21 protein-coding genes are annotated in these 23,606 nt (G+C 72.6%); 12 read left to right on the top strand and 9 right to left on the bottom strand.

Annotated elements, in window-relative coordinates; translation table 11 throughout:
* Positions 1-39: 39 nt before the first annotated feature.
* Together ACZ6IM_RS19555 and ACZ6IM_RS19550 are read right to left on the bottom strand one after the other, a co-directional pair.
* A complete protein-coding gene (locus ACZ6IM_RS19555) occupies positions 40-1,188 on the bottom strand; it encodes a GGDEF domain-containing protein (RefSeq protein WP_052839678.1) in 1,149 nt (382 codons plus the stop codon).
* A 168-nt stretch (positions 1,189-1,356) separates the two neighbouring features.
* Positions 1,357-2,157 (bottom strand): enoyl-CoA hydratase/isomerase family protein, encoded by an 801-nt coding sequence (locus tag ACZ6IM_RS19550; RefSeq protein ID WP_052839679.1) that lies wholly within the window; start codon positions 2,155-2,157, stop codon positions 1,357-1,359.
* A gap of 212 nt (positions 2,158-2,369) precedes the next feature.
* Between ACZ6IM_RS19550 and ACZ6IM_RS19545 the strand changes: the two genes are divergently transcribed.
* Entirely contained in the window at positions 2,370-3,044 is a 675-nt protein-coding gene (locus ACZ6IM_RS19545) for a hypothetical protein (protein WP_052839680.1), read from the top strand.
* A gap of 80 nt (positions 3,045-3,124) precedes the next feature.
* Here ACZ6IM_RS19545 and ACZ6IM_RS19540 read toward each other — a convergent pair whose 3' ends face one another.
* Both ACZ6IM_RS19540 and ACZ6IM_RS19535 read right to left on the bottom strand, forming a co-directional pair.
* Positions 3,125-4,270 (bottom strand): adenylate/guanylate cyclase domain-containing protein, encoded by a 1,146-nt coding sequence (locus ACZ6IM_RS19540; RefSeq protein WP_052839681.1) that lies wholly within the window; start codon positions 4,268-4,270, stop codon positions 3,125-3,127.
* Between the two features lie 115 nt (positions 4,271-4,385).
* Positions 4,386-5,261, bottom strand: a complete 876-nt coding sequence (locus tag ACZ6IM_RS19535; RefSeq protein ID WP_052839682.1) for a biotin--[acetyl-CoA-carboxylase] ligase — start codon at positions 5,259-5,261, stop codon at positions 4,386-4,388.
* A gap of 110 nt (positions 5,262-5,371) precedes the next feature.
* Between ACZ6IM_RS19535 and ACZ6IM_RS19530 the strand changes: the two genes are divergently transcribed.
* From ACZ6IM_RS19530 to ACZ6IM_RS19515, 4 genes are all read left to right on the top strand, one after another.
* Positions 5,372-6,964 carry an acyl-CoA carboxylase subunit beta gene (locus ACZ6IM_RS19530; RefSeq protein ID WP_469557754.1) on the top strand — a complete coding sequence of 531 codons (1,593 nt, stop codon included), beginning with the start codon at positions 5,372-5,374 and terminating at the stop codon, positions 6,962-6,964.
* A 9-nt stretch (positions 6,965-6,973) separates the two neighbouring features.
* Complete coding sequence (locus ACZ6IM_RS19525) at positions 6,974-7,183, top strand: acyl-CoA carboxylase epsilon subunit (protein ID WP_052839684.1); 210 nt, start codon at positions 6,974-6,976, stop codon at positions 7,181-7,183.
* Between the two features lie 109 nt (positions 7,184-7,292).
* On the top strand, positions 7,293-7,421 hold the full coding sequence (mmpB, locus tag ACZ6IM_RS19520) for a morphogenic membrane protein MmpB (protein ID WP_052839685.1): 129 nt from the start codon (positions 7,293-7,295) through the stop codon (positions 7,419-7,421).
* A gap of 32 nt (positions 7,422-7,453) precedes the next feature.
* Positions 7,454-8,074: a nucleoside triphosphate pyrophosphatase gene (locus ACZ6IM_RS19515; protein ID WP_052839686.1), complete on the top strand. Its 621-nt coding sequence runs from the start codon at positions 7,454-7,456 to the stop codon at positions 8,072-8,074.
* Here the strand turns inward: ACZ6IM_RS19515 and ACZ6IM_RS19510 are convergent.
* Complete coding sequence (locus ACZ6IM_RS19510; protein WP_052839687.1) at positions 8,043-8,525, bottom strand: hypothetical protein; 483 nt, start codon at positions 8,523-8,525, stop codon at positions 8,043-8,045. The two genes, ACZ6IM_RS19515 and ACZ6IM_RS19510, sit on opposite strands and share 32 nt — an antisense overlap.
* A 374-nt stretch (positions 8,526-8,899) precedes the next feature.
* Between ACZ6IM_RS19510 and ACZ6IM_RS19505 the strand changes: the two genes are divergently transcribed.
* A complete protein-coding gene (locus ACZ6IM_RS19505; protein ID WP_052839688.1) occupies positions 8,900-10,672 on the top strand; it encodes an acetyl/propionyl/methylcrotonyl-CoA carboxylase subunit alpha in 1,773 nt (590 codons plus the stop codon).
* 78 nt (positions 10,673-10,750) lie between these two features.
* On the opposite strand, the gene ACZ6IM_RS19500 is transcribed toward ACZ6IM_RS19505, so the two are convergent.
* Positions 10,751-11,731, bottom strand: coding sequence for a DeoR/GlpR family DNA-binding transcription regulator (locus tag ACZ6IM_RS19500; RefSeq protein ID WP_469557751.1), 981 nt, complete (start codon positions 11,729-11,731; stop codon positions 10,751-10,753).
* A 178-nt stretch (positions 11,732-11,909) separates the two neighbouring features.
* Positions 11,910-13,358, bottom strand: coding sequence for an NAD(P)H-quinone dehydrogenase (locus ACZ6IM_RS19495; protein ID WP_469557749.1), 1,449 nt, complete (start codon positions 13,356-13,358; stop codon positions 11,910-11,912).
* Positions 13,359-13,444: 86 nt separating this feature from the next.
* On the opposite strand from ACZ6IM_RS19495, the gene ACZ6IM_RS19490 reads away from it, so the two are divergent.
* From ACZ6IM_RS19490 to ACZ6IM_RS19480, 3 genes are all read left to right on the top strand, one after another.
* Complete coding sequence (locus ACZ6IM_RS19490) at positions 13,445-13,882, top strand: gamma-glutamylcyclotransferase family protein (protein WP_030145658.1); 438 nt, start codon at positions 13,445-13,447, stop codon at positions 13,880-13,882.
* Positions 13,883-13,976: 94 nt separating this feature from the next.
* Entirely contained in the window at positions 13,977-14,813 is an 837-nt protein-coding gene (locus ACZ6IM_RS19485) for a purine-nucleoside phosphorylase (RefSeq protein WP_052839691.1), read from the top strand.
* A 547-nt stretch (positions 14,814-15,360) separates the two neighbouring features.
* Positions 15,361-17,007: a phospho-sugar mutase gene (locus tag ACZ6IM_RS19480; protein WP_469557922.1), complete on the top strand. Its 1,647-nt coding sequence runs from the start codon at positions 15,361-15,363 to the stop codon at positions 17,005-17,007.
* A gap of 138 nt (positions 17,008-17,145) precedes the next feature.
* Here the strand turns inward: ACZ6IM_RS19480 and ACZ6IM_RS19475 are convergent, their stop codons facing one another.
* Positions 17,146-17,853, bottom strand: a complete 708-nt coding sequence (locus ACZ6IM_RS19475) for a PH domain-containing protein (protein WP_469557747.1) — start codon at positions 17,851-17,853, stop codon at positions 17,146-17,148.
* 155 nt (positions 17,854-18,008) lie between these two features.
* Between ACZ6IM_RS19475 and deoC the strand changes: the two genes are divergently transcribed.
* Genes deoC through ACZ6IM_RS19460 form a run of 3 tightly spaced genes read left to right on the top strand, consistent with a single transcriptional unit; the run spans position 18,009 to position 21,353 of the window.
* On the top strand, positions 18,009-19,004 hold the full coding sequence (gene deoC / locus ACZ6IM_RS19470; RefSeq protein WP_469557919.1) for a deoxyribose-phosphate aldolase: 996 nt from the start codon (positions 18,009-18,011) through the stop codon (positions 19,002-19,004).
* Between the two features lie 5 nt (positions 19,005-19,009).
* A complete protein-coding gene (locus ACZ6IM_RS19465; RefSeq protein ID WP_469557745.1) occupies positions 19,010-20,464 on the top strand; it encodes an aldehyde dehydrogenase family protein in 1,455 nt (484 codons plus the stop codon).
* On the top strand, positions 20,457-21,353 hold the full coding sequence (locus ACZ6IM_RS19460) for an aldehyde dehydrogenase family protein (protein ID WP_052839695.1): 897 nt from the start codon (positions 20,457-20,459) through the stop codon (positions 21,351-21,353). The genes ACZ6IM_RS19465 and ACZ6IM_RS19460 overlap by 8 nt, the downstream gene beginning before the upstream one ends.
* Before the next feature lie 69 nt (positions 21,354-21,422).
* On the opposite strand, the gene ACZ6IM_RS19455 is transcribed toward ACZ6IM_RS19460, so the two are convergent.
* A complete protein-coding gene (locus tag ACZ6IM_RS19455; RefSeq protein WP_469557742.1) occupies positions 21,423-23,459 on the bottom strand; it encodes a bifunctional serine/threonine-protein kinase/glutamate ABC transporter substrate-binding protein in 2,037 nt (678 codons plus the stop codon).
* Between the last annotated feature and the right edge of the window lie 147 nt (positions 23,460-23,606).

Here is a 23,606-nt window from a genome sequence, read left to right as displayed (position 1 = left end):
CACGGATGAGCGCCGCCTGCGCCCCTTACCCGAGTGAGGTCACGGCGAGTGCCGCCCGCGGAACCGCCTGCGCTCCCCGTCCTCCTCCCGGGAGGGCTCGTCCGCGAGCCGTACGACGGGGTCGTCGGGGCCCTCGCGTCCCGCGACGACCGGCCCGGCCGCGCGCTCGGCCTTGGCGCGGTACTGGGCGGCGTCGGCGAGCCGGAACAGCCGGCGGGCGGAACGGACGGGCCCGACCGGGTCCTCCGTGGACGCGACCCCGCAGGCCACGCCGTCCCCCAGCTCCAGCTCGGCCGCCCGGCGGCACAGCTCCTCGGCCGCCTTGACCACCGCGTCGGCGGGCGGCCCGACCGCGAGCAGACAGAACTCGTCCCCGCCGAGCCGTGCCGCGAGCGCCCCCGGCAGCATCGCCCCGCACAGCGACAGCACCGACCCGAACCGCTCCAGGAGCCGGTCCCCGACCGCGTGACCGTGCGTGTCGTTCACCCGCTTGAGGCCGTTCAGATCGCAGACGACGAGGCTGACGACGACGCCCTCCTCACGGTGCCGCTCGACGGCCTCGTCCAGCGCGGAGTCGACGGCACGGCGGTTGGCCAGCCCGGTGAGCGCGTCGGTGTACGCGAGCCGTCTGGCCTCCTCCAGCCGCTCGGTCTGCGCGATCCCGGCGGCGACGACGGAGGCCAGCACGGTGGCGAAGTCGGCGTCGGCCCGTTCGAAGACCCGCTCCCCCACCGGCCGGGCCACGTACAGCTCGCCCCACGCCCGCCCGTGCAGCACGATCGGCGCGACCACGCAGCAGCCTCGGCCCCGGCGGCGCAGGGCGGCGACGCGCTGGTGGACGTATCCGGGGCGCCCGGCGGCGGGCCCCGCGGCCGTCTCGACCCAGGCGTCGGGTTCACCGCCGCCGGCCCAGCGCTCGTGCAGGAACTCGGTGATCTCCGCGAACTGGTGCACCGGATAGGACTCGTCCTCCGGGAACTCCTCCTCGCCCTCGGCCCGCAGGCCGACGTTCACGAGCACCCGCAGCCGCCCCAGTTCCCGTTCCCACACCGACAGGGCGGCGAAGCTGCCGCCCAGCGCCAGGCACCCGCCGAGGGCCGCCGCCCGCCACGCCTCACGCGCGCTGTGCGCGGCGGCCATCCCCTGCGCAAGCGCCACCACGGCCGCGAGCCGCCTGTCCTCACCCATCACTCCAGGCTAGGGAGATTCACGAAGAAACGTTACTCAAACAGGGCGAACCGGGCGATTTCCTGTCGCCTGCCGCCTGCCGCCTGCCGCCTGCCGACAGTCAGCAGGCGACAGGCACGGCGTGCGACAGACACGGCAGGCGGCGGATGACAGGCGACGGGCGACACCTCACTCGCCCGGCCACCGCGGCGCCCGCTTCTCGTTGAACGCCGCCACGCCCTCCGCGCGGTCCCCCGAGAACGCCACCGACCGCCACGCCGCGTCCTCGACCTCGAGCCCCGCGCGCAGGTCGAGACCGTGCCCGAGGCGCAGGGCACGCTTGGCCGCCCGCAGCCCCACGGGGGAGTTCGCGGCCATCCGGGAGGCCAGCTCCAGCGCCTCGTCCCGGTCCCGGCCCTCCGCCACCAGCTGGTCCACGAGTCCCAGCTCGCGCGCCTCCCCGGCCGGCACCCGCCGGGCCGTGAACACCAGCTCGGCCGCGCGCGCGGCCCCCACCCGGCGCGGCAGCAGCTGGGTGCCGCCGCCGCCCGGGATCACCCCGACGGACACCTCCGGCAGCCCCACCACGGCCGTGGGGTCGGCCACGATCACGTCGCACGACAGCGCCAGCTCGAACCCGCCGCCCAGCGCGAACCCGTGCACGGCCGCGACCGTGGGCTGCGGCAGCTCCAGCACCGCGGTGTACGCCCCGCGCGTCACCGGCCGCTGGCGCAGCAGGTCGGCGTCGGAGAAGGAGTTGCGCTCCTTCAGGTCCGCCCCGACGCAGAACGCCCGCTCGTGCGTGGAGGTCAGCACCACCACCCGCACGTCCCGGTCCTCGCCCAGCGCCGCGCAAGCCGCGCTCAGGGACTGGGCCATAGCGGTCGACACGGCGTTCATGGCCTTCGGCCGGTCGAGCGCGAGCTCCGCGACATGCCCGTCCGCGTGCCGCCGCACCACGACGAACTCTCCGAACCGCTCCTCGCTCATGACACCCTCCAGTTAACGCGTGTTAACAAGTCGACAGCCCGATCATCGCAGGCGGACCCGCGTGGGGGAAGGCCGGACCCGCCCGCTCCGCACACCGGCCCCGCCCACCCGTTCGAGTGACAAGCGAGTGACCGCCGTACCCCGGCCCACGGCAGACCGTAGCCTCGCTCCGCCACGGCGCAGCGGGGGCGCGTGCGCACCGGGGAGGGATCATGACGACGACCGGCACACCGACACAGCCGCGGTACGCGTGGGGCCGCCGCGGCCGGCACCGCCGTCCCCGCCCCCGCAAAGTCCTGCTGGCCGCCGGCGGCCTCGCCCTGGCGGCAGGCGCCCTGAGCGTCGTACGCCTGCTGCCCGGGCCCGGCGGCGGCCCGGGCGGCCTCGGCGTCGAGGCGGGGCCGCGCCTGGAGGGCGGCGGCCGGGGCGTGGCCCCGGACCGGGGGACGGCGCCGGCCGCCACGGCCACCGGCGGCGGACCGTCCGGAGCGAGCCCTTCGGCGACGTCCGCCATGGGCGGCCTGAGCGGCTCCCCCGGGCCGGGCCCGGTACCCGGTCTCGTGCCCGACCCGTCCGCGAGCGGGCGGGCGGTCCCCCTCCCCACCGCCGCGACCGGCCCGGACGGCCCGGACGGCCGAGATCCGGGGGACAGGCAGAGGGAAGGCACAGGGGAAGGGGAGGGGGAAACGACGGAGGGCACCGGCGGCCGCACCCCGCTCCCGGGGACACCGCGGCCGCCGCGGTCCGACCGCCCGGCGCCGTCCTCCGCGCCGACCCCGCCACCGGACCGCGGCAGTCCACCGACGTCCGGTCCGGAGCCGGGACCCGACGATCCGGGCCTGTGTGTGCCGGTCATCGGCCTCTGCGTGGACCTGCTCGGCGGCTGACGGACGCGACCGCCGACGACCGGCGAACGCACCCCTACGACGACCGACGGGAACGCTCTACGACGACCGACTGCCGCGGTTCACGACTCCCCGCCGCCGCCGTCCCGGCGGGTGAGCAGCCAGGGCTCGACCACGCCGAGGCCGCGCACCGGGCGCTGCCACATCGGCTGGAGCGCGAAGCGGTACACCGGCGGTTCCTCGCCCTCCTTCTCCGCGGCGGCGGCCTCCTCGGCCGCCGCGGCCTCGGAGGCGGGGGCGTCCCGGGTGCGGATCAGCTCCTCCGCGAAGGCGGTGTCGACGAGGACCGCGTCCTTGGGGGCTATCGAGGTGAGCCGGGAGGCCAGGTTGACCGTCGTGCCGAAGACGTCGCCCATCCGGGTGGTGACCGTGCCGAAGGCGATACCGACGCGCAGTTCCGGCATGGTCTCGTCGTTGGCCATGGTCTCGATGAGCCGCAGGGCGATCTCGGCGGCCGTACCGGCGTCGTCGGCGGCGTAGAGCACCTCGTCGCCGAGGGTCTTGACCAGCCGTCCGCCGCGCGCGGCCACCAGGTCGGCGGAGGTGGTCTCGAAGGCCTCGACCAGCTCGCCCAGCTCTTCTTCCTCCATGCGCCGGGTCAGCCGCGTGAACCCGACCAGGTCCGCGAAGCCCACCGCGAGCCGCCGGTCCACCATCTCCTCGTCGTCCCCGGCCTGGATGACCCGGCCGGCCGAGGCGGCGAGCTGGCGCCGCCAGACGTAGACGAGGAACTCCTGAAGCTCGGGCAGGAGCAGTTCGACGATGGGGTACGTCACCTCGGTGCGCGTCATCCCGGGCTCGGGGGGCTCGGTCAGGCCCTCCAGGAAGGAGTCGATCTGCCACTCGGCCAACCGGGCGGTGGTCTGCCCCGTGGACCGGGCGACCTGGACGGCCATCGCCTCGCTGAGCAGCCCCGCCTCCACCAGACCGGCAAGGCGCCGCAGGGCGAGGACGTCGGCCTCGGTGAGCGCCTTGGCCTGGCCGATGTCGGCGAAGCCCATGGCCCGCCAGAAACGGGAGGCCAGCTCCATGGAGACGCCCGCGCTGCGGGCGGCCTGGAAGGGGGTGTAGCGGCGCTCGGCGCCCAGGATGAGACCCTCCAGGCGCAGCGCGAGCGGGTCCTCGCCGGGGTCGGCGGAGTCCGGGTCGGGCTCGGGGTCCACCCGGCCGTCCCCGTCCGCGCCGGAGCCGGTGTCGTCGACGGTCACGCCTGCTGCCTTTCCGATCTGCCGCGGTCAGGTTCGACCGGCCCCAACTTTACGTCAGGTGTGCCCCAGCTCACTCCCGTGCGGCCCGCACTCCGAGAGTGCCCCGGGGCCCCGCTCACGCCAACCGCAGATGCACGATGTCCCCGGCGCCCACCGGCTCCTGCACGCCCGCCTCCGTCGCGAGGACCAGCCGTCCGTCCCCGTCCACGGCCACCGCCTCCCCCACGAGCGACCGGTCCCCCGGAAGCTCCGCCCGCACCACGCGCCCGAGCGTCGCGCAGCCCGCCGCGTAGGTCTCCTGGAGGCCGCTGGCCGCCGGGTCGCCGCCCGCCCCGCGCCAGCGCCCGTACCACTCCTCCAGCGACCGCAGCACCCCGCGCAGCAGCGGGTCCCGGTCGGTGTTCACGGCCCCGGCCAGCGCGAGCGACCCGGCCCGCGGGACCGGCAGTTCGTCGGCGCGCAGCGAGACGTTGATGCCGACGCCGATGACGACGCCGTCGTCCCCGGCCCGCTCGGCGAGGATCCCGCCGGCCTTGCGCTCCTCGTCGCCGACGGTCACCAGCAGGTCGTTGGGCCACTTCAGCGCGGTGTCGACGCCCGCGACCCGGGACAGCCCGGTCGCCACGGCGACGCCGGTGAGCAGCGGCAGCCAGCCCCAGCGGGCCACCGGAACCTCGGCGGGCCGCAGCAGCACGGAGAAGAAGAGTCCGGAGCGGGCCGGTGCCGTCCACCGCCGGTCCAGGCGCCCGCGCGCGGCGTCCTGCTCCTCGGCGACGAGGACGACGCCCTCCGCCAGGTCGTCCTCGGCGGCGCGGGCCACAAGGTCGGAGTTGGTGGAGCCGGTGCGCTGCACGACGTCCACCTGCCGCCACAGCCCGCCGTCCCGCACCAGCCCCCGGCGCAGCGCGGTGCTGTTGAGGGGCGGCCGGTCCAGGTCGGACCACCTGTTGCGCGGGGAGCCTGGGGAGTCGGAGGAATCTCGGGGCGTCATGCAACCCACCCTAGGTGTGGGAAACACCGCACTGCCGAACGGAAGGCCCCCTACTACTCTACGAACGAGTAACCGTCCCCCCTTTTGAGCAGGCAGGGAGCCGCATCCCGATGTCCGAGCCGGAAGAGCAGCAGCCCGACATCCACACGACCGCGGGCAAGCTCGCGGATCTCAGGCGCCGTATCGAGGAAGCGACGCACGCCGGTTCCGCACGCGCCGTCGAGAAACAGCACGCCAAGGGCAAGCTGACGGCTCGTGAACGCATCGACCTCCTCCTCGACGAGGGCTCCTTCGTCGAGCTGGACGAGTTCGCCCGGCACCGCTCCACCAACTTCGGCCTGGACGCCAACCGCCCCTACGGCGACGGCGTCGTCACCGGCTACGGCACCGTCGACGGCCGCCCCGTCGCCGTGTTCTCCCAGGACTTCACCGTCTTCGGCGGCGCGCTGGGCGAGGTCTACGGCCAGAAGATCGTCAAGGTCATGGACTTCGCGCTGAAGACCGGCTGCCCGGTCATCGGCATCAACGACTCCGGCGGCGCCCGCATCCAGGAGGGCGTGGCCTCCCTCGGGGCGTACGGCGAGATCTTCCGCCGCAACACCCACGCCTCGGGCGTCGTCCCGCAGATCAGCCTGGTCGTCGGCCCGTGCGCGGGCGGCGCGGTGTACTCCCCCGCGATCACCGACTTCACGGTCATGGTCGACCAGACCAGTCACATGTTCATCACCGGCCCCGACGTCATCAAGACGGTCACCGGCGAGGACGTCGGCTTCGAGGAACTGGGCGGCGCCCGCACCCACAACTCCACCTCGGGCGTGGCCCACCACATGGCCGGGGACGAGAAGGACGCCGTCGAGTACGTCAAGCAGCTCCTGTCGTACCTGCCGTCCAACAACCTCTCCGAGCCGCCCACCTTCCCGGAGGAGGCGGACCTCGCGGTCACCGACGAGGACGCCGAGCTGGACACGATCGTCCCCGACTCGGCGAACCAGCCCTACGACATGCACGCCGTCATCGAGCACGTCCTCGACGACGCCGAGTTCTTCGAGACCCAGCCGCTGTACGCGCCGAACATCCTCACTGGCTTCGGCCGGGTCGAGGGCCGCCCGGTCGGCATCGTCGCCAACCAGCCGATGCAGTTCGCCGGCTGCCTGGACATCACCGCCTCCGAGAAGGCCGCCCGGTTCGTGCGGACCTGCGACGCCTTCAACGTCCCCGTGATCACCTTCGTCGACGTCCCCGGCTTCCTGCCGGGCGTGGACCAGGAGCACGACGGCATCATCCGCCGCGGCGCCAAACTGATCTTCGCCTACGCCGAGGCCACGGTCCCGCTGATCACGGTCATCACCCGCAAGGCCTTCGGCGGCGCCTACGACGTCATGGGCTCCAAGCACCTGGGCGCCGACCTCAACCTGGCCTGGCCCACCGCGCAGATCGCCGTCATGGGCGCCCAGGGCGCGGTCAACATCCTGCACCGCCGCACCATCGCCGACGCCGGTGACGACGCCGAGGCCACCCGGGCCCGCCTGATCCAGGAGTACGAGGACGCCCTCCTCAACCCCTACACCGCGGCCGAACGCGGCTACGTCGACGCGGTGATCATGCCGTCCGACACCCGCCGCCACATCGTCCGCGGCCTGCGCCAGCTGCGCACCAAGCGGGAGAGCCTCCCCCCGAAGAAGCACGGCAACATCCCCCTGTAAGGAGCCGCTGTGACGATCAAGGTCGTACGGGGCAACCCCACCCCGGAAGAACTGGCCGCCGCCCTGGCGGTGGTCAGGGCCCGCGCCGCCGCGATCGAGACGGAGCCGTCCGACGTCGCCGGCCCCAGGGACGCCTGGTCCGACCCGTCCCGCATCGCGACCACCCGCCTCCCCCAGCCGGGCCCGTTGTCCTGGACCCGCACGTACTGGCCCGGGTGAGCTCGGACACCCAGGGGCGCGGGGAACCGCGCACAGAACGGCAACCCGCGCCCCGTTTTGAGTACCCGTACTCAAGTCACCCCCCACGGCCAAGCCTCACGCTGGTGACATGCTGTGGTCCGACCCCGACAACGAGCCGCCCAAGGAACTGCGCGACACGCAGGACATGCTGCGGCGGCTGAGCGTCTTCCTGGCACTGGCCATGGTCCTCGCGATGATCGTGCTCGGTCTGGGGTGAGCAGCCCCCGCCCGGGTCGCTAACCTGACCCCATGACTGCTCAGCCCCGCCGCCGACTCGTCCTCGCCTCCCAGTCCCCGGCCCGGCTCGGCCTGCTGCGCCAGGCGGGGCTCGCCCCGGAGGTCCTCGTGAGCGGTGTCGACGAGGAGGCCGTCACCGCACCCACCCCCGCCGAGCTGGCGCTCGCCCTGGCCGAGGCCAAGGCGTCCGTGGTGGCCGCGAAGCCGGAGGTGCACGGCGCACTGGTGATCGGCTGCGACTCGGTGCTCGACCTGGACGGCCGGGCGCTCGGCAAGCCGGCGGACGCCGAGGAGGCCACCGCCCGCTGGAAGGCGATGCGCGGCCGGACGGGCACGCTGCAGACCGGCCACTGCGTCTGGGACACCGCCTCCGGCCGCTACGTCTCGGCGACCGCGTCCACCGTCGTCCGCTTCGGCGAGCCGACCGACGACGAGATCGCCGCCTACGTGGCCTCGGGGGAACCCCTGTACGTCGCCGGGGCCTTCACTCTGGACGGCCGCTCGGCCCCGTTCATCGACGGCATCGACGGCGACCACGGGAACGTGATCGGTCTCAGCCTGCCCCTGCTGCGGCGGCTCCTCGCCGAGCTGGGGACCGGCATCACGGAGTTGTGGGCGCCGTCGGAGGGCTGACCGGGGAGCCGTCGTCGCCCTTGCCGCCCTCGGTCCGCTGCCCGGCCGCGGGCTCCTCCCGGGCGTCGTACGTCATCAGCAGCAGCACGATCAGGGCCAGTACGACGATCATGAAGATGAAGGCGCCGGGTCCCACCAGCCCCCAGCTGAAGGCGCCGAGCAGCCCGTGCACCACGGCGACGCTGATCAGCAGGATCCTGCCGAGCCCCGCGGGCGCGCGGTCGCGCAGGGCCACGAGCAGGGCGACCAGGGCGCACAGCGCGAAGTACAGCCCGAAGACGATGCCGCCGATCTTCGAGGACACGGACATCATGTCGGGGTCGAGACCGGCCAGGGACATGTCCTGACGGTCGACGACGATCCCCAGGAACCAGTTCAGCGCCGCGACGCCGACCGCCTCCACGAAGAGCACGACGGCCACGGTCCACGCCACCGGCCTGCGCACTGACACCGGTCCCCACCCACCTTCGACCGCTGCCGCACGGGACAGCTGTTACCCCAAGTACGTTCGAGACTCCCCGAACGCTACTAACGGGTAATCCTCGCCACAAGGGTTCCGGCACGAGCAAAGAATCATTGGGCCATTAGTAGGGACTCCACAAAGAAACGGAGTGGCCCGCAGCACGCCCTTACAGAGACCTTGACCACACCGGAGGGCTAGGGTTTGCCCCAGGAGTCCTGCGTAGCGCGGTACTACGAGGGCTTTCGCGGGTCGGGCGAGCCTCGAATCACGCTCCGTGTGGGCAAGCTCACCACTGGGGACGGGTCGAAGTGCCGTGTCGGCAGTCCCTAAACTCGGCTTGTTTCAAGGAGGGAGCCTCAATCGTGCGCAAGGTGCTCATCGCCAATCGTGGCGAAATCGCTGTCCGCGTGGCCCGGGCCTGCCGGGACGCCGGGATCGCGAGCGTGGCCGTCTACGCGGACCCGGACCGGGACGCATTGCATGTCCGCGCCGCTGATGAGGCGTTCGCCCTGGGTGGTGACACCCCCGCGACCAGCTATCTGGACATCGAGAAGGTCCTCAAAGCCGCGCGCGAGTCGGGCGCGGACGCCATCCACCCCGGCTACGGATTCCTCTCCGAGAACGCGGAGTTCGCGCAGGCGGTCCTGGACGCCGGCCTGATCTGGATCGGCCCGCCCCCGCAGGCCATCCGGGACCTGGGCGACAAGGTCGCCGCCCGCCACATCGCCCAGCGGGCCGGCGCCCCCCTGGTCGCCGGCACCCCCGACCCGGTCTCCGGCGCGGACGAGGTCGTGGCCTTCGCGAAGGAACACGGCCTGCCGATCGCGATCAAGGCGGCCTTCGGCGGCGGCGGCCGCGGCCTCAAGGTCGCCCGCACCCTCGAAGAGGTCCCCGAGCTGTACGACTCCGCCGTCCGCGAGGCCGTCGCGGCCTTCGGCCGGGGCGAGTGCTTCGTCGAGCGCTACCTCGACAAGCCCCGCCACGTGGAGACCCAGTGCCTGGCCGACCAGCACGGCAACGTGGTCGTCGTCTCCACCCGTGACTGCTCGCTCCAGCGCCGCCACCAGAAGCTGGTCGAGGAGGCCCCGGCACCCTTCCTGTCCGACGCCCAGATGGCCGAGCTGTACGCGTCATCCAAGGCGATCCTCAAGGAAGCCGGCTACGTCGGCGCCGGCACCGTGGAGTTCCTCGTCGGCATGGACGGCACGATCTCCTTCCTGGAGGTCAACACCCGCCTCCAGGTCGAGCACCCGGTCACCGAGGAAGTCGCCGGCATCGACCTGGTCCGCGAGATGTTCCGCATCGCCGACGGCGAGGAACTCGGCTACGACGACCCCGCCCTGCGCGGCCACTCCTTCGAGTTCCGCATCAACGGCGAGGACCCCGGCCGCGGCTTCCTGCCCGCCCCCGGCAGCGTCACCCGCTTCGAGGCCCCCACCGGCCCGGGCGTGCGCCTGGACGCCGGCGTCGAGTCCGGCTCCGTCATCGGCCCCGCCTGGGACTCCCTCCTGGCGAAGCTGATCGTCACCGGCCGCACCCGCAAGGAAGCGCTGGAGCGCGCCGCCCGCGCCCTGGACGAGTTCACCGTCGAGGGCATGGCCACCGCCATCCCCTTCCACCGCACCGTGGTCCGGGACCCCGCGTTCGCCCCCGAACTCACCGGCTCCACCGACCCCTTCACGGTCCACACCCGCTGGATCGAGACGGAGTTCGTCAACGAGATCAAGCCCTTCACCGCCCCCGCCGACGCGGAGGCGGACGAGGAGAGCGGCCGCGAGACGGTCGTCGTCGAGGTCGGCGGCAAGCGTCTGGAGGTCTCCCTCCCCTCCAGCCTGGGCATGTCCCTGGCCCGCACCGGCCTGGCGGCCGGCGCCCGCCCCAAGCGCCGCGCGGCCAAGAAGTCCGGCCCCGCCGCCTCCGGCGACACCCTCGCCTCCCCCATGCAGGGCACGATCGTGAAGATCGCCGTCGAGGAGGGCCAGGAGGTCCAGGAAGGCGACCTCGTCGTCGTACTCGAAGCGATGAAGATGGAACAGCCCCTCAACGCCCACAAGTCCGGCACCATCAAGGGCCTGGGCGCCGAGGTCGGCGCGTCCATCACCTCCGGCGCCGCGATCTGCGAGATCAAGGACTGAGGCACCCGCAGCACACGACAGGGGCGCCCGGCGGACCTCACACGGTCCGCCGGGCGCCCCTGTCACTGCCCGGCGCGACTACCGGCGACGCAGATCGGCGACGCGCGCCCGCTCCGCCCCGCCACCCTGCTCACCCAGGGCGGCGGCCGACCGCAGCCCCGCACCCGGAACCTGACGGCGCGGCCCCGGAAGCGGCACGTCCCGGCGCTGCTGACGCGCCACGGAATCACCACCCGGGGCTCCCGAGGCCCCGGTGTCGTTCGCCGTACCACCCCCCGACGCCCCGGCCACGGCGATCTGCACGCCCTGGTCGGCCAGGGCCTGGAGCTCGGTGGCGGCGCGGTCGTCGTGACCCGGCGACTCGTCGGTGACCAGACGGGTGATGACGTCGGTGGGCACGGTCTGGAACATGGTGTCCGTACCCAGCTTGGAGTGGTCGGCGAGGACGACGACCTCGGCGGCGGCCTGGACCAGCGCCCGGTCGACGGACGCCGACAGCATGTTGGAGGTGGACAGCCCCCGCTCGGCGGTCAGCCCGCTCCCGGACAGGAAGGCCTTGGAGACCCGCAGCCCTTGCAGCGACTGCTCGGCACCCGACCCCACCAGGGCGTAGTTCGACCCCCGGAGCGTGCCACCGGTCATGACGACTTCGACCCGGTTGGCATGGGCGAGGGCCTGGGCCACCAGCAGCGAGTTGGTGACGACCGTCAGCCCGGGCACCCGCGCGAGCCGACGGGCCAGCTCCTGCGTCGTCGTACCCGCCCCCACCACGATGGCTTCGCCCTCTTCGACGAGGCCCGCGGCGAGATCGGCGATGGCCGTCTTCTCGGCGGTCGCGAGATGAGACTTCTGCGGAAAGCCGGACTCTCGCGTGAACCCGCCCGGCAGTACCGCACCGCCGTGCCGGCGGTCGAGGAGTCCTTCTGCCTCCAGTGCGCGCACGTCCCGCCGTACGGTCACTTCGGAGGTCTGGACGACGCGGGCGAGCTCACGGAGCGACACGGCCCCGTTCGCTCGCACCATTTCGAGGATCAATTGGCGACGTTCTGCAGCGAACACGAAACTGACAGTAACCCCAACGACCGTCTGCTTTCAGCAGTATGCGCCGAATAACAGAAGTTGTTCGCATGCCACCACCGGAAGTGGTATACGGGCCTACCCCGGCCGCCTATGCCGCACGCAAGCGCCGCAACTCCCCGTGACCAGCGGGGAGTCGTTTCCAGCCGCGCCCGCCGGACTACTGCTCCCCGCCGGCCTTCCGGGTGTGCAGCTGCCGTGCCACCTCCGCGATCGACCCCGAAAGGGAGGGGTACACGGTGAAGGCGTTGGCGATCTGCTCGACCGTCAGGTTGTTGTCGACGGCGATCGAGATGGGGTGGATGAGCTCCGAGGCGCGCGGCGCGACGACCACACCGCCCACCACGATCTCGGTACCGGGCCGGCAGAAGATCTTGACGAAGCCGTCCCGGATGCCCTGCATCTTGGCGCGCGGATTGCGCAGCAGCGGCAGCTTCACCACCCGGGCGTCGATCTTGCCCGCGTCCACGTCGGCCTGCGAGTAGCCGACGGTGGCGATCTCGGGATCGGTGAAGACGTTGGCGGAGACGGTCTTCAGGTTCAGCGGGGTCACGGCGTCGCCGAGGAAGTGGTATATGGCGATCCGCCCCTGCATCGCCGCCACCGAGGCGAGCGCGAAGACGCCGGTGACGTCACCGGCGGCGTACACACCGGGAGCCGAGGTGCGCGAGACCCGGTCGGTCTTGATGTGCCCGGATTCCTTGAGCCAGACCCCGGCCTCCTCCAGACCCATCCCCTCCGTGTTGGGAATGGCGCCGACGGCCATCAGACAGTGCGACCCGGTGATGACGCGCCCGTCCGCCAGCGTCACCTCCACCCGGTCCCCCACCCGCTTGACGGACTGGGCCCGGGACCGCGACATGACGTTCATCCCACGCCGCCGGAACACGTCCTCCAGCACGGCCGCGGCGTCCGGGTCCTCACCCGGCAGCACCCGGTCCCGCGAGGACACGAGAGTGACCCGCGACCCCAGCGCCTGATAGGCCCCGGCGAACTCGGCACCGGTGACACCCGACCCCACCACGATGAGCTCCTCGGGCAGCTCATCCAGGTCGTACACCTGGGTCCAGTTCAGGATCCGCTCACCGTCGGGCCGCGCGTCCGGCAGCTCGCGCGGATGCCCGCCGGTGGCGATGAGCACCGCGTCGGCGGTCAGCGTCTCCTCACTCCCGTCGGCGGCCCGCACCACGACCTTGCGGGACCCGTCGAGCCCCTGCATGCCCTCCAGCCGCCCGCGCCCGCGCATGACCCGCGCCCCCGCACGCGTCACGGAGGCGGTGATGTCGTGCGACTGCGCCAGCGCGAGCCGCTTCACCCGCCGGTTGACCTTGCCCAGATCGACGCCCACCACCCGGGCGGCCTGCTCCATGGGCGGGGTGTCGTCGGCGACGATGATCCCCAGCTCCTCGTAGGAGGAATCGAAGGTGGTCATCACCTCAGCCGTGGCGATGAGGGTCTTGGACGGCACGCAGTCGGTCAGCACCGACGCCCCGCCCAGACCGTCGCAGTCGACGACGGTCACCTCCGCGCCGAGTTGCGCGGCCACCAGCGCCGCTTCGTATCCGCCGGGTCCGCCGCCAATGATCACGATCCGAGTCACGTACCCCATTGTCCCGCACCCTTCAACGAGAGGCCGCCCGGGGCCGCCACCGTTACGACAGCGATGCCCGACACCCCTGCCGTACCCTTCCCCTCATGTCGCTCTACGCCGCTTACGCCGGCAACCTCGACGCGCGGTTGATGACCCGTCGCGCCCCGCACTCGCCGCTGCGCGCCACCGGCTGGCTGAACGGGTGGAGGCTGACCTTCGGGGGCGAGCACATGGGCTGGGAGGGGGCACTGGCGACCCTCGTGGAGGACCCGATCTCCCAGGTCTTCGTGGCCCTCTACGACATCGCCCCCATGGACGAGGACTCCCTCGACCGCTGGGAGGGCGTGGGCCTGGACATCTACCGCCGCACCCGCGTCCGCGCGCACACCCTGGAGGGCGAGGAGGGCGCCTGGACCTACGTCCTGAACGCCTACGAGGGCGGCCTGCCCTCCGCCCGCTACCTGGGCGAGGTCGCGGACGCCGCCGAATCGGCCGGCGCCCCCCACGACTACGTGATGGAACTCCGCAAACGCCCCTGCTGAGGACCGTCCTCGTCAAAACCTCCAACCCAAAAACCACCATCCCGTGACCTCCGCCATCTACGCGCGTAGCCGTAAACCGGCTACCCTCTTCGGCGTGAACGCATCTCTTCTTCCGGACGACATCCAGGGCGCCACCCCAGTTGACCCGAGGGCCGCCGCCGACGCCGCCGCGGCCCGCCTGCGCGAACTCACCGGCGCCGAGACCCACGACGTCGCCCTCGTGATGGGCTCCGGCTGGGCACCGGCCGTGGACGCCCTGGGCGCCCCCGAGGCCGATCTCCAGGTCACCGACCTGCCGGGCTTCCCCAAGCCCGCAGTGGAGGGGCACGGCGGCAAGATCCGCTCATACACCATCGGCGACAAGCGCGCGCTGGTCTTCCTGGGCCGCACCCACTACTACGAGGGCCACGGGGTGGCCGCCGTCTCCCACGGCGTCCGCACCGCCGTGGCGGCCGGCGCCAAGACGATCATCCTGACCAACGGCTGCGGCGGCCTGCGCGAGGGCATGCGCCCCGGCCAGCCGGTCCTGATCAGCGACCACATCAACCTCACGGCGACCTCCCCCATCATCGGCGCCAACTTCGTCGACCTCACCGACCTGTACTCCCCCCGTCTGCGGGCCCTGTGCAAGGAGATCGACGCCACGCTGGAGGAGGGCGTCTACGCCCAGTTCCCCGGCCCGCACTACGAGACCCCGGCCGAGATCCGCATGGCCCGCGTCATCGGTGCCGACCTGGTGGGCATGTCGACGGTCCTGGAGGCGATCGCGGCCCGCGAGGCCGGGGCGGAGGTGCTGGGCATCTCCCTGGTCACCAACCTCGCCGCCGGCATGACGGGCGAGCCCCTCAACCACGAGGAGGTCCTCCAGGCAGGCCGCGACTCCGCCGCCCGCATGGGCAAGCTGCTCACCCAGGTCCTGGGCCGCCTGTAGGCCGAGGCCCACCGGCCCAGTCGCCCGGCGTAGCAGCGCCCACCTGTGCCGCCCCAGCCGCACGACGGCCCGCAGCTAAGCGGCATGGCGACGGCCCGCAGCGAGGGCGACGGACGACGGCCCGCAGCCGGAGGATGTGGCGACGCGGCGGGAGAGCCGCGTACGGCGGGCCGGGGCAGCGCGGGCGTCGGCGGGCCGCAGCCGCGTACGGCGAGAAGGGGCCGTGTCGGGGGCTGTCCGCCCGCAGCGGTTGGCGCGTCAACGCCGGGGGAGATCTGTGGCCGACCGATTCCGCGCCGTTCCGAGGACGGACACCCCCCGGCACGGCCCCGACCCACCCACAACGCACCGCGCACCGCGCACCCCCACCAGCCCGCACAGGCGCCGCAGGCACCCCCCACCGAACCGGCACGGGCGCCGCAGGCACCCCCCACCGAACCGGCACGGGCGCCGCAGGCACCCCCACCGGAGCCGCACAGGCGCCGCAGGCACCCGCAGGCACCCCCACGCCCCACCGACACCCGAGAGGCTGACCGACGTGCAAGACGTGCAAGACGACCTCCTCGCACGAGCCAAGGCATGGCTGGCCGAGGACCCCGACGCGGACACCCGCGCGGAACTCGCCCGCCTCATCGAGGCCGAGGACCACGCCCAGCTCACCGCACGCTTCTCCGGCACCCTCCAGTTCGGCACCGCGGGCCTGCGCGGCGAACTCGGCGCCGGCCCGATGCGCATGAACCGCTCGGTCGTCATCCGCGCCGCCGCCGGCCTCGCCGCGTACCTGAAGAAGCAGGGCCACCCCGACGGCCTGGTGGTCATCGGCTACGACGCCCGCCACAAGTCGGCGGACTTCGCCCGCGACACAGCCGCCGTGATGACCGGCGCCGGCCTCAGGGCCGCCGTACTCCCCCGCCCCCTCCCCACCCCCGTCCTCGCCTTCGCGATCCGCCACCTCGGCGCCGTCGCCGGGGTGGAGGTCACCGCCAGCCACAACCCGCCCCGCGACAACGGCTACAAGGTGTACCTCGGCGACGGCTCCCAGATCGTGCCCCCCGCCGACACCGACATCGCCGCCGAGATCGACGCCGTACGCACCCTCCACGACGTCCCCCGCCCCGATTCCGGCTGGCAGACCCTCGACGACGACGTCCTCGACGCCTACCTCACGCGCACGGACGCCGTCCTGGCCCCCGACTCCCCCCGCACCGCCCGCACCGTCTACACCGCGATGCACGGCGTCGGCAAGGACACCCTCCTCGCCGCCTTCGCCCGAGCCGGCTTCCCGCGGCCCGCCCTCGTCACCGAGCAGGCCGACCCCGATCCGGACTTCCCCACCGTCGCCTTCCCCAACCCGGAGGAGCCCGGCGCGATGGACCTCGCCTTCGCGAAGGCCGCCGCGACCGACCCCGCCCCGGACCTGATCATCGCCAACGACCCGGACGCGGACCGCCTGGCAGTGGCCGTACCCGACACCACGGCCCCCGCGGGCTGGCGCATGCTCCGGGGCGACGAGGTGGGCGCTCTCCTCGCCGCCCACCTGGTCACCCGCGGAGCGACCGGCACGTTCGCGGAGTCGATCGTCTCGTCGTCCCTCCTCGCCCGCATCGCCGCGAAGGCGGGCGTCCCCCACGTCGAGACCCTCACCGGCTTCAAGTGGATCGCCCGCGTGGAGGACATCCGCTACGGCTACGAGGAGGCCCTCGGCTACTGCGTCGACCCGGAGGGCGTCCGCGACAAGGACGGCATCACCGCGGCCCTCCTGATCACGGAGCTGGCCTCCACCCTCAAGGAAGCCGGCCGCACCCTCCTCGACCTCCTGGACGACATCGCCGTGGACCACGGCCTGCACGCCACGGACCAGCTCTCGGTCCGCGTGCAGGACCTCTCCCTCATCGCCGCCACGATGACCCGCCTGCGCGAGCACCCCCCGACAGCCCTCGCGGGCCTCCCCGTCACCAGGGCGGAGGACCTCAGCCGGGGCACGGACACCCTCCCGCCCACCGACGGCCTGCGCTACACGCTCGACGGCGCCCGGGTGATCGTCCGCCCGAGCGGCACGGAGCCCAAGCTGAAGTGCTACCTGGAGGTGGTCGTCCCGGTCGCGACGCACGCCGGCCTCCCGGCCGCCCGGACGAGGGCGGCGGACCTGCTGACGGCGCTCAAGCGCGACTTGTCGACGGCGGCCGGCATCTAGCCACAGCGGGCGGCACCGAGAAAAAACCGGGGGTGCCAAAGGGCACCCCCGGCCACATTCACCACCCGAAACGCGTCCGCACCAGGAACATCACACCGACAGCGAACCCGTCACCCACGCCACCCGGCATGACCCAAGTCACCCCACCCCGAACAGCACCCCGAGCGCCACCGCCCCCACGACCACCGGCACGACGATCTCGTACGCCCACCGCACCGTCACGCCACCCTGAGAGCCCGCGGCATCCTTCCGCGCCTCCCACAGCTCACGCAGCTCGTCCATGATCTTGTCGCCCTCGGCCCGCACCGGCCCGTCCGCCTCGACAGCCGCGGACCCGGCAGCACCGCCCCGCGAACCGAACTGCCCCATCCCCCCGAGCACGCTCCCGCGCCCGCGCCGGCCACCGGCACCCCCCGCGGCCCGCCGGTCCTCCCGCCGCGCGGCCTTCTTGCGCCCGCGCAGCGAGACGGGAATGGACCACAGCTGGTACTTGGCGCCGCCCTCGCCGAAGACCTCGTTGGTGTACGCGGAGCGGAACGACTCGACCCGCGCCCAGGGAAGCACGATCACGCGGAACGGGTTGCGCACCCGCAACCGGTCGTCGTTCGCGAAGACGGCGGGCCGCACGGTGTAGGCGGCGACGAGCGGCACGAGGAAGACCAGCGCCGCGAGCGCCTTCCAGCGGGTGTCCCCCTCACCCGAGACCAGGGCGTCGATGCCGAGCCACAGCGCGAGGGCGAGCACCAGCACGCCGCCGGAGATGCCCGCGGGCGAGCGGTAGACCCGGTCCTTGGACACGGGTCCCGACGGCTGCGGCGAGGATGACTGGGGCTCCGGCGTGCTCATGCTGCCGATTGTGCCCGACGCCCCGCCGGACGCTCACATGCGGTGCCGGTACGGCACCGATACACGCGCCCTCCGAGCGGCCCCGGACTTCCCCGGACGCCCCTCGCAGGGACTGTACAGACCGCTACGCGCGTAGATATGCTCATCTGGTGACCATGCCCACCACTGCACCCGCCGCCGACGGACCCGCACAGGGCCCCGTGAACGGACCCGCACCAGGATTCGCCGACGTCACCGCGTCCGACAGCACCCTGCGCCGCTTCCTCCACGGACTGCCCGGCGTCGACACGGTCGGCCTGGAGGCGCGCGCCGCCTCCCTCGGCACCCGTTCCATCAAGACCACCGCGAAGGCGTACGCCCTCGACCTCGCCGTCTCGATGGTCGACCTGACGACGCTGGAAGGCGCGGACACCCCCGGCAAGGTCCGGGCGCTCGGCGCGAAGGCGGTCCGCCCCGACCCGACCGACCGCACGGCCCCCGCCACCGCCGCCGTCTGCGTGTATCCCGACATGGTGCCCACCGCCAAGGAGGCCGTCGCCGGCTCGGGCGTGAAGGTCGCCTCGGTGGCCACGGCGTTCCCGGCCGGCCGCGCCTCCCTCGCCGTGAAGCTGGCCGACGTGCGCGAGGCGGTGGCCGCGGGCGCGGACGAGGTCGACATGGTCATCGACCGCGGCGCGTTCCTCGCGGGGCACTACATGAAGGTGTACGACGAGATCACGGCCGTCCGCGAGGCGTGCGGAACGGCAGCTCGCCTCAAGGTCATCTTCGAGACCGGCGAGCTGTCGACGTACGACAACATCCGGCGCGCCAGCTGGCTCGGCATGCTGGCCGGGGCGGACTTCATCAAGACGTCGACCGGCAAGGTCGCGGTCAACGCCACGCCCGCCAACACCCTCCTGATGCTGGAGGCGGTCCGCGACTTCCGCGCGCAGACCGGCGTCCAGGTGGGCGTGAAGCCGGCCGGCGGCATCCGCACCGCGAAGGACGCGATCAAGTTCCTGGTCCTGGTCAACGAGACGGCGGGTGAGGACTGGCTGGACAACCACTGGTTCCGCTTCGGCGCTTCCTCGCTCCTGAACGACCTGCTGATGCAGCGCCAGAAGCTGGCCACAGGCCGTTACTCCGGCCCCGACTACGTGACGGTGGACTGATCACCATGGCACCCGCACCCACTCCCGCCTCGGCGTTCGCGTACGCCCCGGCCCCCGAGTCCCGCGCGATCGTCGACATCGCTCCGTCGTACGGCCTGTTCATCGACGGCGAGTTCACCGAGGCGGCCGACGGCAAGGTCTTCAAAACCGTCTCCCCCGCCACCGAAGAGGTCCTCTCCGAGGTGGCCGAGGCCGGCGAGGCCGACGTCGACCGCGCCGTGAAGGCGGCCCGCAGGGCCTTCGAGAAGTGGTCGGCGCTGCCCGGCGCGGAGCGCGCGAAGTACCTCTTCCGCATCGCCCGCATCATCCAGGAACGCAGCCGTGAACTGGCCGTCCTGGAGACCCTGGACAACGGCAAGCCGATCAGGGAGACCCGCGACGCGGACCTCCCCCTGGTCGCCGCGCACTTCTTCTACTACGCGGGCTGGGCCGACAAGCTCGACCACGCCGGCTACGGCGCGAGCCCGCGTCCGCTGGGCGTCGCGGGCCAGGTCATCCCGTGGAACTTCCCGCTCCTGATGCTGGCGTGGAAGATCGCCCCGGCGCTCGCGACGGGCAACACGGTGGTCCTGAAGCCCGCCGAGACGACCCCCCTCTCCGCCCTGTTCTTCGCGGACATCTGCCGCCAGGCCGGGCTGCCCAAGGGCGTCGTCAACATCATCACCGGTGACGGCCGCGCCGGCGCCGCGCTCACCGCCCACCCCGACGTGAACAAGGTCGCCTTCACCGGCTCCACGGCCGTCGGCAAGCAGATCGCGCGCACGGTGGCGGGCACCCGCAAGAAGCTCACCCTGGAGCTGGGCGGCAAGGGCGCCAACATCGTCTTCGACGACGCCCCGATCGACCAGGCCGTAGAGGGCATCGTCAGCGGCATCTTCTTCAACCAGGGCCAGGTCTGCTGCGCGGGCTCCCGCCTGCTGGTCCAGGAGTCGATCCACGACGAGCTGCTCGACTCCCTCAAGCGGAGGCTCACCACCCTCCGCCTGGGCGACCCCCTGGACAAGAACACGGACATCGGCGCGATCAACTCGGCCGAGCAGCTGGCCCGTATCACCGCCCTCGCGGACCAGGGCGAGGCGGAGGGCGCCGAACGCTGGTCCCCGGCCTGCGAACTGCCGTCCTCCGGTTACTGGTTCGCCCCGACGCTCTTCACGAACGTCACCCAGGCGCACACCATCGCCCGCGACGAGATCTTCGGCCCGGTGCTGTCCGTCCTCACCTTCCGCACACCGGACGAGGCGGTCGCCAAGGCCAACAACACCCCGTACGGCCTGTCGGCGGGCATCTGGACGGAGAAGGGCTCGCGCATCCTGGCGGTCGCGAACAAGCTCCGCGCGGGTGTGATCTGGTCCAACACGTTCAACAAGTTCGACCCGACGTCGCCGTTCGGCGGCTACAAGGAGTCGGGCTTCGGCCGCGAGGGCGGCCGCCACGGCCTGGAGGCGTACCTCGATGTCTGACGCACGACTTTCCGTACTGAAGACCTACAAGCTGTACGTCGGCGGGAAGTTCCCGCGTTCCGAGAGCGGCCGGGTGTACGAGGTGAGCGACTCGAAGAACAGGTGGCTGGCGAACGCCCCCCTCTCCTCCCGCAAGGACGCCCGTGACGCGGTGGTCGCCGCACGCAAGGCGTTCGGCGGCTGGTCCGGGGCGACGGCGTACAACCGCGGCCAGATCCTCTACCGGATCGCCGAGATGCTGGAGGGCCGCCGCGACCAGTACGTCGCGGAGGTCGCCGACGCGGAGGGCCTGTCGAAGTCGAAGGCGGCGGCCCAGGTGGACGCCGCGATCGACCGCTGGGTCTGGTACGCGGGCTGGACCGACAAGATCGCCCAGGTGGTCGGCGGCGGCAACCCGGTCGCGGGCCCGTTCTTCAACCTCTCCTCCCCCGAGCCGACCGGCGTCGTCGCCGTGCTGGCCCCGCAGGAGTCGTCCTTCCTGGGCCTGGTGTCCGTCATCGCCCCGGTCATCGCCACGGGCAACACGGCGGTGGTGGTGGCGTCGGAGAAGTCCCCCCTGCCCGCCCTCTCCCTGGGCGAGGTCCTGGCCACCTCCGACCTCCCCGGCGGCGTGGTCAACATCCTCTCCGGCCGTACGGCCGAGATCGCCGCCCCGCTCGCCGCCCACCAGGACGTCAACGCGATCGACCTGGCGGGCGCCGACGAGACGCTGGCCAAGGAGCTGGAGATCGCGGCGGCGGACAACCTCAAGCGCGTCCTGCGCCCACAGCCTGTGGACGACGCCGACTGGTCGGCGACGCCGGGCACCGACCGCATGACGGCGTTCCTGGAGACGAAGACGGTCTGGCACCCGACGGGCGCGCTGGGCGCGTCCGGCTCGTCGTACTGACCGCCTCCGCCGTCACCCGGCGCCGACGCCGACGGCCGCGGCTCCTCCCCGTCCGGAGGGGCCGCGGCTTCACTCGGCCGAGCACGGCCTCAGCTCCGGCCTGCTCGGCGCGGTCTTCCGCCCCGTCAGCGGGGACAGGTCCTTCATGTACATCTCCGACCACTCCTTTCCGGCCAGGATCCCTTGGAGCCCCGAGCACACCTTGCTCCTCAGGAGAGGGTCGTCCTTCCGCATCGCCACCCCGTAGGGCTCCGTGCCCGCGCCGCTGGGCAGCAGCTTCAGGTGCGCCGGGTCGTCCTGGGCGTACCCGGCGAGAAGGACGTCGTCCGAGGCGACCGCGTACACGCTCGACCGCTTGTCCAGCAGTCGTTCCACGCACTCCTTGTAGGTGTCGGGCTGCCACTTCCCCGTGGTGTAGCCGTCCTCCTGCAACTTGTCCGCGTACGTGGAGTCCCGCGCCGTGCACACCTCGACCTGGTTCCGCTTCACGTCGACGGCCTCGTCGAGGTCGTATTTCGCGGAGTTCTTGCGCACCAGGAGGCTGCTGCCCGCCTTGTAGTAGGGGCCGACGAAGCTGATACCGTCCCGCTTCTCCCGCTCGGGGGTCATGCTGTACGAGGCGACGACCAGGTCCACTTCCCCGTTCTTCAGCTTGCTCGCCCGGTTGGCCGTGGTCACCCCGTAGAAATCGACCTGCTCCTTGCCGTAGCCGAGTTTGCCGGCGAGGGCGTAGGCGATGTCGATGTCGAACCCGCTCCACACGCCCGTGTCCTTGTTGTAGAAGCTCAGGCCGGGCTGATCCTCCTTGGCGCCGATCGTCAGCCTCTTCCTGGCGTCCTTCCACCGCTCCCACGCCTGCTCCGCGTCACCCCCGGCGGGTCCCCCGCCCTGTGCGCCGGAGGGGTCGTCCTGCTCCCCGGAGTCGCCCTGCGAGAGGACCCAGCCTCCCCCGGCCAGCAGAACGACACATGCCGCAGCCGCCGCCGCCTTCCAGCCCGACCATCGCCCGCGGCCGCCGCCCGGCGCGGCCGGCGACGGCTCGGAAGGGACGCCTGCGGAGGGAACGCCTTCCGAGGGAACGCCTTCCGAGGAGGGCGCGGCGGACACCGGTACGGCCGTCGCCGGCGCGGGCGGTGAGGCGGGCGGCGTGGGCCGGGCCGTGGCCGGGCGTGCGGGGGTGGCGGCCCGGGCGGGGGCCGGCGCGCCCGGGTCCGCGAGGACGTCCCGGAGCATCTCCTCCGCCGTGGCCGCGTCCAGGCGGCTGCCGGGGTCCGTGGCCAACAACCCCTGGATGACGGGGCCGAGGGGGCCGGCGTACCGGAGAACGGGGTCGGGCGACTGCTGGATGTTCGCCTGCACCTCCCAGACCTCACTGCCACCGAAGGGCAGACGTCCCTCGACCATCTCGTACAGGGTCACGCCCAACGCCCACAGGTCGGAGGCGGAGGTGGGTCCGGGGCTGGCGGGGACGAAGAGTTCGGGCGCCAGGTAGGGGGGTGTGCCGATGATCCCGCCGTACCGGGTGACCGGGTCCGCACCCGCGAAGGTGGCGATGCCGAAATCCACCAGGACCACCTGGCCGCCGTCGCGCACCAGGACGTTGCCCGGCTTGACGTCGCGGTGCAGGACCGACGCCTCGTGGACCGCCCGCAGGCCCTGGGCCATCTGGAGCCCGATGTCCGCGGCCCTGGGCACGCCGAGGACCCCGTCACGGCTCAACAGGTCGGCCAGCGAACGCCCTTCCAGCAGCTTCATCACGATCCAGACCTGGTCGGCGGTCTCGATCTGGTCGTGGACCGTCACCACGTTCTGGTGCTCGATCTTGGCGAGCGCCTCCGCCTCGCGACGGGCCCGCTGCATCGCCGCCTTCTGCGTGTCCGGGGTCGTGGCCCTGCGGTCGAGGAGCCCCTTCACGGCGACGAACCGGCGCAGCCGCCGGTCATGGGCCTTCCAGACCTCCCCCATGCCGCCGCTGCCGATGGGCTCCAGCAGCTCGTAACGGCCCTCGATCACGGTGCGGGTCCTGGGGTGGTCAACCGGCCGCCGGTCCTCGGGCTGCCCGTCGGTGCCCCCGTCAGCCCTGTTGAATCCGTCGTCGTTGTGCACTCCGCCCCCTTGCACGTCTTGCGCGAAACGTGAATCACCACAGATTAGACGGCCGCCCTGCGGAGCCCCGCGACGAAGGGGCGGGGGATGCACGAGGGCGGGGTATGGGGCGCGCCCGCCCGCGGCGACGGAGACGGGCCGCGGTCT

It is taken from the genome of Streptomyces sp. NPDC042336 (assembly GCF_055581985.1).
This window is presented reverse-complemented; position numbering and strand designations above follow the sequence as displayed.

Excerpts from the sequence above, each read along its gene's own strand:
- ACZ6IM_RS19555 (WP_052839678.1), bottom strand. The coding sequence starts at position 1,188 with ATGGGTGAGGACAGGCGGCTCGCGGCCGTGGTGGCGCTTGCGCAGGGG.
- ACZ6IM_RS19550 (WP_052839679.1), bottom strand. The coding sequence starts at position 2,157 with ATGAGCGAGGAGCGGTTCGGAGAGTTCGTCGTGGTGCGGCGGCACGCG.
- ACZ6IM_RS19545 (WP_052839680.1), top strand. The coding sequence starts at position 2,370 with ATGACGACGACCGGCACACCGACACAGCCGCGGTACGCGTGGGGCCGC.
- ACZ6IM_RS19535 (WP_052839682.1), bottom strand. The coding sequence starts at position 5,261 with ATGACGCCCCGAGATTCCTCCGACTCCCCAGGCTCCCCGCGCAACAGG.
- ACZ6IM_RS19530 (WP_469557754.1), top strand. The coding sequence starts at position 5,372 with ATGTCCGAGCCGGAAGAGCAGCAGCCCGACATCCACACGACCGCGGGC.
- mmpB (WP_052839685.1), top strand. The coding sequence starts at position 7,293 with ATGCTGTGGTCCGACCCCGACAACGAGCCGCCCAAGGAACTGCGCGAC.
- ACZ6IM_RS19515 (WP_052839686.1), top strand. The coding sequence starts at position 7,454 with ATGACTGCTCAGCCCCGCCGCCGACTCGTCCTCGCCTCCCAGTCCCCG.
- ACZ6IM_RS19495 (WP_469557749.1), bottom strand. The coding sequence starts at position 13,358 with ATGGGGTACGTGACTCGGATCGTGATCATTGGCGGCGGACCCGGCGGA.
- ACZ6IM_RS19490 (WP_030145658.1), top strand. The coding sequence starts at position 13,445 with ATGTCGCTCTACGCCGCTTACGCCGGCAACCTCGACGCGCGGTTGATG.
- ACZ6IM_RS19475 (WP_469557747.1), bottom strand. The coding sequence starts at position 17,853 with ATGAGCACGCCGGAGCCCCAGTCATCCTCGCCGCAGCCGTCGGGACCC.
- deoC (WP_469557919.1), top strand. The coding sequence starts at position 18,009 with ATGCCCACCACTGCACCCGCCGCCGACGGACCCGCACAGGGCCCCGTG.
- ACZ6IM_RS19465 (WP_469557745.1), top strand. The coding sequence starts at position 19,010 with ATGGCACCCGCACCCACTCCCGCCTCGGCGTTCGCGTACGCCCCGGCC.
- ACZ6IM_RS19460 (WP_052839695.1), top strand. The coding sequence starts at position 20,457 with ATGTCTGACGCACGACTTTCCGTACTGAAGACCTACAAGCTGTACGTC.